Raw genomic sequence first — 10,312 nt, 5'->3', positions numbered from 1 at the left:
GTCAAGGTCGCCGGGCGGTCATCCGCGCCCAATCACCACCGCATCTTCGCGTCAGGCACGTCGAACCATTGATCTGACGAGGTGGGAGTTGTAGCTTTAGCTGCGAAGCAGGCCCGGACGTGACTGATCCACAGTGCCGGTATACGGGGTGAGAAAACCGGCCGCGCAGATTACGACGCAACCCCGTTGTCCTCCGGGCCTGCCCTTATGCGCGGGGTCTATGGACGAGCCGACCGGCTTCGCCCAGACCGTTCAGGGACACGGCACGATCACCTGCCGGCAATGCACGCCCCACTTCGGCCCCGCGGGTTGACAACGAATCTGAATGCAGGTGCCTTCCTTCGGCCCGGCGTAATAATTGTCGCTCCACCGCTCACCGTAATGCCTGCCGGTGACGAACCCGGCGACGAAGATGACCGCGATGACCAGGACGACCACCAAGAAACCGGCGCCAAACACCATCCCGCGGGTCAAGTGATGGACCAGTCGCTGCGACGACGGATCGGCCGACGCGGCGCTGGTGCTCGAGGCCGGGCCGGATTGCGGCGGGTGGGCCGAAATTTCGTTATTCACGACGCTGATGCTGCACCGCAAACGGCGTCCGGCCAATGGGCCAAGGTCAGTGGTGCTAGGGGCTAAAGTCAGCGCTGTCGCAACCTTGCCGCCGCCCACAACCGCTTCAGATGGCGTCCGGGTCGACCGCGAATGCCTCGGCGGCCTCTCGGGCGAGCGCGACGGCGCTGCGGGCCCACTCCGCCGTCGCACCGGCCAGGCCACACGCCGGTGTGACGCCGACGCGGTCACGCACCGCCGGCCGGGCGAAGCCGAGCCGGTCGATCACCGCGACCACGGCGCCGGCGACCTGCTCCACCGGCGGGCGCTGCGGCGGGGCGGTCGCGGAAACCGCGCCCAGCACGATCGTCCGGCTCGAGTCCAGAAACTCCGCGATACCGTCCAGATCGGCGGCGTGCAGCGTCGCAACGTCCACCGAGACCGCGTGGACCGTGCTGCGCTGCAGCACGGTCCACGGCAGTTCGGCCGCGCAGCTGTGCACCAGCACGTCGGTGCCGGCGGCGGTTACGCATCCGTCGAGCAGCGTGACGGCCAGCTCCTCGTCGATCGGGGCCACCGGGCTCAGCGCGGTCACCCCGCTCAGCCGCCCGGCCAGCGCCGCCGGCAGGGACGGCTCGTCGAACTGCACGACGACCGGGGTGTCGAGTCGGCGCGCCACCGTGGCGCGGTGCGCGGCGACGCCCTCGGCCAGCGACGCGCAAAGGTCGCGCACCGCCCCGGCGTCGGCGATGGCCCGGTGACCGTTGGCCAACTCCAACTCGGCGACCAGCGTGATGGGCCCGGGTGCCTGCACCTTGACCGGGTGCCCACTGCCGCGCAGACCCGCGTTCTCCCAGGCCTCCTCCAACGCGTCGAGGTCTTCGTCGAGCAGGCTGACCGCGCGGCGGGTCACCGCGCCCGGCCGGGCCGCGACGCGATAGCCGCGCGGCACCGTGTCGATGGCCACGTCGACCAGCAGCGCCCCGGCACGGCCCACCGTGTCGGCGCCCACCCCGCGGCCGGGTAGCTCGACGATGTGGGCCAGTGCGCCGGCCAGTTCGCCGACCACCACCGCGGCTGCCTGGCGTGCATCGGTACCCGGCCACGCGCCGGTGCCGCTGCCGGTTGCGAAAGCACTCACCGGCCAACCGTATTCGAACCGGCGGGGAAAGCCCGAAATCAGGGGCCGCCGGCGCGGTTAGGCTCGGGTCCGGAAAGGATCGTGCTGATGACGTCGCGGCTGCTGCTGGTCAGTGGGGCGGCGCTGCTCGCCGCGGCGTGTACCCGAGTGGTGGACGGCGCCGCACTGCCGGCTCCGGGTGAGCCTGCTCTCGAGGTCGACCGGGTGCTGCTGGACCAGTCCCGGATGCGGGCCATCACCGGCGCCGACGAGCACTTGACCATCATCCCGACCATGGACACCACATCCCCTGTCGACGTGGATGCGCTGGCCGAGACGGTGCCGGTGGCGTGTCGGTTCGTCTACGCCGAGACCGCCACCTTCGGGCCCGATGTCGAATCGTTCCACAAGACCACCTTCCAGTATCCGCCCCGCGGCGCCCTGATCTCCGAGGGCGCCGCGGCGTATCACGATGCCCCGACGGCCCAGCGCGCCCTCGACGTTTTGGTGACCACTGTCGAGAGCTGCGCGAGGACGCCGAACGGCGGGCTGCTCGTCGGCGACTGGCATGCCGATGCGCACTCGCTGCACACCCGTTCCGGTGACTGCGGGCGCGACTACCGGGTCAAGTCGGCGGTGTTGCTGGAGGTCACGTTCTGCGGCTTTCCGCAGTCGGTGTCTGAGATCGCGCTGACCAACGTCGCCGCCAACGTGCCCGGCTAGCACCGGATCACGCCGTGGCGGCGATGGTGGCGCTGCCGATCACCTCGTCGCCGTGGGGATCGGGCCGATACAGTGCCAGCGTCTGGCCGGGCGCCACACCCCGTAGCGGGGTGCGCAACCGCACCACCAGCTCGTCGGCGGCCAATTCCGCGACCGCCTCGACGGCCTCGCCGTGCGCGCGCACCTGCACCGCGCATTCGACGGGGCCGGGCGGCGCCGCTCCGGCGGTGAAGACCGGGTTGCGCCCGGTCAGCGTGCGCACCTGCAGATCGGCCGCCGAGCCGACCCGCACGGTGCCCCGCTCGGCGTCGATCGCGGTGACATACCGCGGCCGGCCGTCGCGCCCCGGGCCGGCGATGCCGAGCCCCTTGCGCTGGCCGATCGTGAAGCCGTGCACCCCGTTGTGGGCGGCGAGCACCGTGCCGTGCCGGTCGACCACTGCGCCGCGGCGCACCCCGATGCGCTCCCCCAGGAAGGCCCGGGTGTCCCCGGACGGGATGAAACAGATGTCGTGGCTGTCCGGCTTCTCGGCCACCGCGAGGCCGCGGCGGGCCGCCTCGGCCCGGATCTGCGGCTTGGGGGTGTCTCCGACCGGAAAAGCCGCATGCCGCAACTGCTCGGCGGTCAGCACCGCCAGCACATAGGACTGGTCCTTGCCCCGGTCGACGGCGCGGCGCAGTCGCCCGCCCGCGAGCCGCGCGTAGTGGCCGGTGGCTACCGTGTCGAAACCCAGTGCCAGCGCGCGCGCCGCCAACGCGGAGAACTTGATTCGCTCGTTGCACCGCACACAGGGGTTGGGGGTTTCGCCCCGTGCGTAGGACGACACGAAGTCGTCGATGACGTCGGCTTTGAACTTCTCGGCGAAATCCCAGACATAGAAGGGAATTCCGAGCACGTCGGCCACCCGGCGGGCGTCGTTGGCGTCTTCTTTGGAGCAGCAGCCCCGCGATCCGGAGCGCAGCGTGCCGGGGGCAGGCGAGAGCGCCAGGTGCACGCCGACGACGTCGTGCCCGGCGTCGACCATCCGGGCGGCGGCCACCGACGAATCGACACCGCCGCTCATCGCGGCCAGCACCTTCATCGCGGCGGCCCCGCCGCGGCCAGTGCGGCCTGCCGGGCCCGGGCCACCGCCGCCGGCAGCACCTGCAGTGCGGCGTCGACGTCGGCGTCGACGCTGGTGTGTCCCAGCGACAGTCGCAGCGATCCGCGGGCGCTGGCCACGTCGGAGCCCATCGCGAGCAGCACATGCGACGGCTGCGCTATCCCGGCCGTGCAGGCAGATCCCGTCGAACATTCGATTCCGTTGGCGTCCAACAACATCAGCAGCGCATCGCCTTCGCAGCCGTCGAAAGTGAAGTGGGCGTTGCCGGGTAGCCTGGACTCGCGCGGGCCGTTGAGGTGGGCGTCGTCGACCCCGGCCAGCACGCCGTCGATCAGCCGGTCACGCAGCGCGCGCAGCCGCGCGCTGTTGGCCGCCAGTCCGTCGACCGCGATCTGCACCGCGGCCGCCATCCCTACCGCGCCCGCGACATCGGCTGTGCCGGAACGGACATCGCGCTCCTGTCCGCCGCCGTGCGACAGCGGGACACAGGGGACGTCGCGCCGCAGCAGCAACGCGCCGGTTCCCGGTGGACCGCCGAATTTGTGCGCGGCCACACTCATCGCCGACAGCGTGCTGGCGGCGAAATCGACTGGCAGCGCACCGACCGCCTGAATGGCGTCGCTATGCATGGGAACGTCGAATTCAGCTGCGACCGAAGCAAGCTCGATAATCGGCATGATCGTGCCGACCTCATTGTTCGCCCACATCACCGACACCAGTGCGACGTCGTCGTGCTGCTCTAAAACGTCGCGCAGCGCGGCCGGTGACACCGACCCGTCGGCGGCGGTCGGCAACCAGGTCACTTCGGCGCCGTCGTGCCCGGCGAGCCAGTTGATCGCATCCAGGACGGCGTGGTGTTCGACGGCGGTGCTGACGATGCGCCGACGGTCGGGCTGCGCGTCGCGACGAGCCCAGTAGATGCCCTTGACGGCGAGGTTGTCGCTCTCGGTGCCGCCCGCGGTGAAGATCACCTCGGAGGGACGGGCGCCGAGCTTGTCGGCGATCAGCTCGCGCGACTCCTCCATCCGGCGCCGCGCCGCCCGGCCGGCGGTGTGCAGCGAGGAGGCGTTACCGACGCTACTCAACGCAGTCGTCATCGCCTCGATGGCGGCGGGGTGCATCGGGGTGGTGGCGGCGTGGTCGAGGTACACCATGACCCGCCCAGGATACCGGCGCCTGCCCACGACGACGCCGCTGGTGGCCGGCGCCCGCGCGGACCACGCCGCGACAGCGCCGGGCCAGCTCACGGCGGTCGGAGTCGGGCAGCTGCAGCGGTTCGACGTCGATCCGCGCTTCGGTGAACGGCGCGGTCAGCACTCGCCGGATCGAGCACAACAACGTCTCGTCGCCGACGTAGGCCGGGACTGTCGAGACCCGCCCGTCCCGGTGGTGATAGTGCAGCCGCAGCGGCTGCACCGGCCGGCCGGCGTCGATGGCGGCCTGGAACATCGCCGGGTAAAACCGCCCCCCGGCCAGACCGCACCAGGTGGTGCCCTCCGGGAACGCCACCACGGTATGACCGGCGCGCAGCTTCTCGGCGACGGTGTCGACCACGGCGGGCAGTCCCCGCAGGCTGGCCCGATCGATGGGGATAGCCGTGACGATCCGGGCCAACACCCGGATGGCGAGGCTGCCGGCCATGTCGGCGCGGGCGACAAAAGACAGCGGCCGACATCGCCACCGGCCGGCCGGAACCAGCGCCCCGACCGTGAGCACGTCCAGCCAGGACACGTGGTCGCTGACCACCAAAACGCCGGGGAGGTTGCGAATCGGCGTGCCCGACAGCCTGATCCGCACTCCAACGCAGCGCAGCAACAGTCGGCAATAAACACGCTGTGCAACCGGGCGGCCGGGGAACGGTAGCGCGAGAACCGGCAACGCCGTCGCCAGCATCACCACCATTGTGGCCCGCAGCACCACCCGCAGCGCCGCGACCTCCCGCCGTGCCGTCGGCGGAGCGCCCTCGGCGATACATCCCGCATCGCAGGGCGTTTGCGGCAACCAGGGGTGCGCGGCGGTCACGGCAGTCGATCAGGCTACTCTGCCGGCCGCTTCGGCAGCCGCCGACACCGAACGGAGCCGCCGCAGATAACGCGTGTCGGCCCGCCGCTTGTCCAGCATCGCGGGAAAGTCGGCCACCCCGAACGCGGGATCGTGGGCAGGCTCACCGCAAATCCGTGCACCCAACCGCAGGTAGCCACGCATCAGCGGGGGAATCACCGGCCGTGCCGGCGCCGGGATGTCATCGAGCGGTCGTCCGTCGATGACCACCGGCCGGTACGGACGCACCCGGTAGCACGGCTCGGCAGCGTGGCGGCGCAGCACGACGTCGCGCACCCCGCGGACCTGGCTGCCCGGCGCCTCGCCGTCGCCGCCGATGGGGACCGACACGCAGCCGGTGACGTAGTCGTAGCCCCGGCGGTCCAGGTAGGCCAGGATGCCCGCCCACATCAACAGAACGACGGCGCCGTTGCGATGGTCGGCGCGCACTACCGCCCGGCCCATCTCCACCAGAGACGGCCGCAGCGGGTCGAGACCGGAGATGTCGAATTCGGTCGCGGTGTAAAGTCCGCCGGCCGCTGCGGCACCGGCCGGCGCCAACATCCGGTAACAACCGACCAGCTCGCCGGAGTTGTCCTCGCGCACCAGCAGATGGTCGCAGTGCTCGTCGAACCGGTCGGCGTCGAGGCCGCCGGGTGGTCCGCTGATCGCGAAGCCCGGTTCGCTGCTGAACACCTCGAAGCGCAGCCGCTGAGCGGCTTCGATCAGTGCGGGAGCGTTCGACAGCAGCAGCGAATAGCGCGGCTCGGCTCGCGAGCGGGTCACCGGGGCAGCCTGGCCGGCGGGGATGAGGACCGATGCGGAGGTCATAGCCCTACCGTTGCGCGAGTGGTCGGCGAATTGGCATCGGGGCTGTGACGTGTCCGTGCACGCCAGGTGACGAAATGGCGCACCGGGTGCGACAGGGGTCACACCCGGCCCGGGCATTGCTTAGTTTTGAAAACCGGTCCAGTATTCTGCCATGACCTATCAGGACCGGCCCGGCGCCCAGGCTCGCAGCAGGCGCCCCACGAAGCGTCAGCGGACCCGGGCGGCGATTCTCGACGCCGCGCTGGCCGAGGCCAGCGAGCGTGGCCTGCATCGGGCGTCGGTGCTGGGCATCGCTGCGCGGGCCAACACCGCGGTGGGCAGCCTGCACTACCACTTCGGTTCCCGCGCCGAGTTGCTGCGCGCGATGATGCGCAAGCTGATGGCGGACTTTTCGGCCAGGCTGGCGGCCCTGCAGCGCCAACGTCCCGGACCGACCGCGGACTTCTTCGAGCGTCTTCGCACCGAATTGCTGGCCTACGTCGACTATGTGCGCAGCAATCCGGCGCACATCCGGCTCGTCGACGAGATCAGGTTTTGCGAGCCCGAGCTGTACCGCCAGGGCATCGCGACGTAGGAGGACATCGTCGACGCCTACCTGGATCTGGTGCACCACGGCCTGGGAACAACGCGGAGCGACGACCATGGCTGACGGCGTGACCTTTGATCCCGATGCGCTGCGCGCCAAATACGCCCGAGAACGTCAGCGCCGGCTGCGCCCGGACGGGATCAACCAGTATGTGCAGATCGCCGGGGCGTTCGCCCGATTCGGGGAAGACCCTTGGGCCGATCCCGGTTTTTCCCGCGATCCGGTCACCGACGCGGTCGACGTCGCGGTCGTGGGCGCCGGTTTCGGGGGGCTGCTCATCGGCGCCCGATGCAAAGAGCTCGGGGTCGACGAAGTACGGCTGATCGACAAGGCCGCCGACGTCGGCGGCACCTGGTATTGGAACCGCTACCCCGGAATTGCCTGCGACGTCGAATCCTACGTCTATATGCCGCTACTCGAAGAGCTCGGCTACCTGCCGACCGAAAAGTACGCCACGGGTGCGGAAATCTTCGCGCACTGCCGCCGCATCGCCGAGCATTACGATCTCTACCGGAATGCGCTCCTGCAGACGGAGGTACACGAAATCCGCTGGGATTCGGACGACTCTCGGTGGATGATCTCCACCAACCGCCGAGACGCGATCCGCACCCGGTTCGTGGCCCTGGCCAACGGGTATCTGCAGAAGCCGAAACTGCCGGGGATTCCAGGTATTACAACCTTCGAGGGCCATGCGTTCCATACCAGCCGATGGGATTACGACTACACCGGCGAGGATCTCGCCCGGCTGGCCGACAAACGGGTAGGCATCATCGGCACCGGTGCGACCGCTATTCAGTGTGTTCCCCGCCTGGCCGAATCGGCGCGCCAGCTGTTCGTGTTCCAGCGCACCCCGTCAACGGTCGACGTGCGCGCCAACCGGCCGACCGACCCGCACTGGGCCGCCACGTTGAAACCGGGCTGGCAGCGGCGCCGCATGGAGAACTTCCAAATCCTAACCGCAGGCGGCAATGCCGACGAAGACCTCGTCGACGACGCCTGGACCAGTCTCACCAAAAAGCTGCCGATCGTGAACAGCGGCGGACCGAATGCGGCGGAACTCGCCGATTTCGCCAAGATGGAGGAGATCCGGGCGCGCGTCGATGCGATCGTGACCGATCGCGCCACGGCCGAGGCGCTCAAGCCCTGGTACGGCTACTTCTGCAAGCGGCCGTGCTTTCACGACGAGTATCTGCAGACATTCAACCGCGACAACGTCACGCTCGTCGACACACACGGCCGCGGCGTCGAGCGGATCAGTGAGCACGGCGTCGTGGTTGACGGCGTCGAATACCGTTTGGATTGCTTGATTTTCGCGACCGGATTCGAGGTCGGCACCGATTATCGTCAGCGCACCGGCTTCGAGGTCATCGGTCGCGACGGACGCACGCTCACCGACAAATGGGCCGACGGTGTGCGCACGTTGCACGGTCTGCACGTCAACGGCTTTCCGAATTTTTTCATCGAAAGTATCGCCCAGTCCGGTTTCACCGTGAACTTCCCTTACCTGATCGACACCCAATCACGCCACGTCGCATGGGTGATTGCCTGGGCATTGCGGCACGGCGCCGCCACGGTGGAAGCAACCCCCGAGGCCGAGGCCGCCTGGGTTGACACCGTCCTGCAGCGCTCGAGTGTCATAGCCGGCCGCCGTGAATCATGCACTCCGGGTTACTACAACCGGGAAGGTCGGGCAGACGCGAAATTGAACCAGGACAGCTTTTTCTTCGGTAGCCCGACCGAATACGCCGACATTCTGCAGGCCTGGCGGGCAGCGGGCGCACTCGAGGGCCTCGAAGTCACGGCCGCTGAGCGCCACGCCCGGCTTCACCAGCCCGTGGATCCTGGTATTCCCTTGAACGGCCCCACGATCCAGCTGGTGATCCAACCGCCGTAGAAACCTCCGGGCTGCGGGATCACCTCTTCGCCGTTCACGGTGCAGCGATCCACAGCTGCCGGCATCACCGCGACGGCACCGGCGATGGGCTCGAAGCCCGGGGCGGGCCGATGGTAGGTCCACGCCGCGCGGGGCGCCACGCGTGCCGCACTGACCAGGTCGTAGTAGCTGGCACGCCCCTTCCATTCACACCAGGATTCTCCCGCGGCGGGACGCAAGACGCCGGCGGCGAAGGCATCCCGGGGCAGGTAGTAGGTCGGCGGGTGACTCGTTTCGAGAATCCGCCAGGCGCGAGACGTCGAGGCTATCCGTTGGCCGCCCAACTCGACCGTGATCGCGCCGCTGAAATTCTCCAACCGCGGCGGGCGGGGATAGTCCCACACCGACTCCTGCCCGGGGGCCGCGGGCTCGGGCGCCGGCGCGGGCAGGTGCGGAATCGCACGCCGATGGCCCGCTCGGTGCGAACCTCTGTCTGCGCGCACCGCTCAGCCTTTGCGGGCCTCGATCGCCTCCGTCAGCTGAGGGGCGACCTTGAAGAGGTCGCCGACCACACCGAAGTCAGAGATTTCGAAGATCGGCGCTTCTTCGTCCTTGTTGACCGCGACGATCGTCTTGGACGTCTGCATCCCCGCCCGGTGCTGGATCGCCCCGGAGATGCCCAGCGCGATGTAGAGCTGAGGCGAGACCGTCTTGCCGGTTTGTCCGACCTGGAACTGGCCCGGGTAGTAGCCCGAGTCCACCGCGGCGCGCGAAGCCCCGACCGCGGCGCCCAATGCGTCGGCCAACTCCTCGACCACATGGAAGTTTTCGGCGCTGCCCACCCCGCGACCGCCCGACACCACGATCCTGGCCTCGGTCAGCTCCGGCCGGTCGCCGGCAACGGCGGGCTGGCGCCCGACGACCTTCGCGGCGTTCTCGGCGGGCGCGGGCACCTCGATGGTGACCTGTTCGCCGGCGCCCTCGACCGGCTCCGCTTCGATCGCCCCGGCCCGCACGGTGATCACCGGGCTATCACCGTTGGCCTGCGACTCGACGGTGAACGCACCACCGAAGATGGAATGCACGGCTTTGCCGCCGGCCTGGACGTCGATCACGTCGTAGAGCAGACCAGACCCGATCCGCGCGGCCAGCCGGCCCGCGATCTCCTCGCCGTCGGCGGTGGCGGCCAGCAGCACCGCTGCCGGTGTGACCGATTCGGCCAGCGCGGCCAACACGTCGACCTGCGGAGTGATCAGGTACTGGTCGACCACGTCGGATTCGGCGACGTAAATCTTGACGGCACCGGCCGCCTTGAGCCCGTCGACCAGCGGCGCGGCCGCACCGGGCGTGCCGACCACGACCGCAGCGGGCTCACCCAGCCGGCGAGCGGCGGTGATCAACTCGCTGGTGACCTTTTTCAGCGCGCCTTCAGTGTGCTCGACGAGCACCAGTACTTCAGCCATGCGTATGTCCCATGTCTTTCGT

The 10,312-nt window shown here is 69.3% G+C and carries 11 protein-coding genes; 3 read left to right on the top strand and 8 right to left on the bottom strand.

All coding sequences use genetic code 11. The annotated features are described in order from the left end of the window. Positions 1 to 252: 252 nt before the first annotated feature. Together F6Q13_RS09280 and F6Q13_RS09275 are read right to left on the bottom strand one after the other, a co-directional pair. On the bottom strand, positions 253 to 573 hold the full coding sequence (locus F6Q13_RS09280) for a hypothetical protein (protein WP_293055367.1): 321 nt from the start codon (positions 571 to 573) through the stop codon (positions 253 to 255). Between the two features lie 106 nt (positions 574 to 679). Next, entirely contained in the window at positions 680 to 1,693 is a 1,014-nt protein-coding gene (locus F6Q13_RS09275) for a methionine synthase (protein ID WP_293055365.1), read from the bottom strand. An 81-nt stretch (positions 1,694 to 1,774) separates the two neighbouring features. Here F6Q13_RS09275 and F6Q13_RS09270 point away from each other — a divergent pair, with 81 nt between their 5' ends. Further along, complete coding sequence (locus F6Q13_RS09270) at positions 1,775 to 2,395, top strand: sensor domain-containing protein (RefSeq protein WP_293055363.1); 621 nt, start codon at positions 1,775 to 1,777, stop codon at positions 2,393 to 2,395. Between the two features lie 7 nt (positions 2,396 to 2,402). Here the strand turns inward: F6Q13_RS09270 and mnmA are convergent, their stop codons facing one another. From mnmA to F6Q13_RS09250, 4 genes are read right to left on the bottom strand one after another with little or no spacing between them, the layout of a single operon-like run. Continuing rightward, positions 2,403 to 3,476 (bottom strand): tRNA 2-thiouridine(34) synthase MnmA, encoded by a 1,074-nt coding sequence (mnmA, locus tag F6Q13_RS09265; RefSeq protein ID WP_293055361.1) that lies wholly within the window; start codon positions 3,474 to 3,476, stop codon positions 2,403 to 2,405. Further along, entirely contained in the window at positions 3,473 to 4,651 is a 1,179-nt protein-coding gene (locus F6Q13_RS09260) for a cysteine desulfurase family protein (protein ID WP_293055359.1), read from the bottom strand. The genes mnmA and F6Q13_RS09260 overlap by 4 nt, the downstream gene beginning before the upstream one ends. After that, a complete protein-coding gene (locus F6Q13_RS09255) occupies positions 4,575 to 5,519 on the bottom strand; it encodes a 1-acyl-sn-glycerol-3-phosphate acyltransferase (protein WP_293055357.1) in 945 nt (314 codons plus the stop codon). The genes F6Q13_RS09260 and F6Q13_RS09255 overlap by 77 nt, the downstream gene beginning before the upstream one ends. 9 nt (positions 5,520 to 5,528) lie before the next feature. Further along, positions 5,529 to 6,368, bottom strand: coding sequence for a GNAT family N-acyltransferase (locus F6Q13_RS09250; protein WP_293055355.1), 840 nt, complete (start codon positions 6,366 to 6,368; stop codon positions 5,529 to 5,531). A 151-nt stretch (positions 6,369 to 6,519) separates the two neighbouring features. On the opposite strand from F6Q13_RS09250, the gene F6Q13_RS09245 reads away from it, so the two are divergent. Together F6Q13_RS09245 and F6Q13_RS09240 are read left to right on the top strand one after the other, a co-directional pair. Beyond that, entirely contained in the window at positions 6,520 to 6,942 is a 423-nt protein-coding gene (locus tag F6Q13_RS09245) for a TetR/AcrR family transcriptional regulator (protein ID WP_293055353.1), read from the top strand. Between the two features lie 67 nt (positions 6,943 to 7,009). Continuing rightward, positions 7,010 to 8,848, top strand: a complete 1,839-nt coding sequence (locus F6Q13_RS09240; protein WP_293055351.1) for an NAD(P)/FAD-dependent oxidoreductase — start codon at positions 7,010 to 7,012, stop codon at positions 8,846 to 8,848. Here F6Q13_RS09240 and F6Q13_RS09235 read toward each other — a convergent pair. Both F6Q13_RS09235 and F6Q13_RS09230 read right to left on the bottom strand, forming a co-directional pair. Further along, a complete protein-coding gene (locus tag F6Q13_RS09235; RefSeq protein ID WP_293055374.1) occupies positions 8,779 to 9,276 on the bottom strand; it encodes a DUF427 domain-containing protein in 498 nt (165 codons plus the stop codon). The two genes, F6Q13_RS09240 and F6Q13_RS09235, sit on opposite strands and share 70 nt — an antisense overlap. A 57-nt stretch (positions 9,277 to 9,333) precedes the next feature. After that, on the bottom strand, positions 9,334 to 10,290 hold the full coding sequence (locus tag F6Q13_RS09230; protein ID WP_293055349.1) for an electron transfer flavoprotein subunit alpha/FixB family protein: 957 nt from the start codon (positions 10,288 to 10,290) through the stop codon (positions 9,334 to 9,336). Positions 10,291 to 10,312 lie beyond the last annotated feature (22 nt).

Origin of the sequence: Mycobacterium sp. (assembly GCF_008709575.1) — a bacterium.
Classification (GTDB): domain Bacteria; phylum Actinomycetota; class Actinomycetes; order Mycobacteriales; family Mycobacteriaceae; genus Mycobacterium.
The sequence above is the reverse complement of the archived record's forward strand: the minus strand, read 5'-3'. Positions and strand labels throughout refer to the sequence as shown.

What these genes read in the sequence shown, in the direction of transcription:
- mnmA (WP_293055361.1), bottom strand. Translation starts at nt 3,476, where the DNA reads ATGAAGGTGCTGGCCGCGATGAGCGGCGGTGTCGATTCGTCGGTGGCC.
- F6Q13_RS09260 (WP_293055359.1), bottom strand. Translation starts at nt 4,651, where the DNA reads ATGGTGTACCTCGACCACGCCGCCACCACCCCGATGCACCCCGCCGCC.
- F6Q13_RS09250 (WP_293055355.1), bottom strand. Translation starts at nt 6,368, where the DNA reads ATGACCTCCGCATCGGTCCTCATCCCCGCCGGCCAGGCTGCCCCGGTG.
- F6Q13_RS09245 (WP_293055353.1), top strand. Translation starts at nt 6,520, where the DNA reads ATGACCTATCAGGACCGGCCCGGCGCCCAGGCTCGCAGCAGGCGCCCC.
- F6Q13_RS09240 (WP_293055351.1), top strand. Translation starts at nt 7,010, where the DNA reads ATGGCTGACGGCGTGACCTTTGATCCCGATGCGCTGCGCGCCAAATAC.
- F6Q13_RS09230 (WP_293055349.1), bottom strand. Translation starts at nt 10,290, where the DNA reads ATGGCTGAAGTACTGGTGCTCGTCGAGCACACTGAAGGCGCGCTGAAA.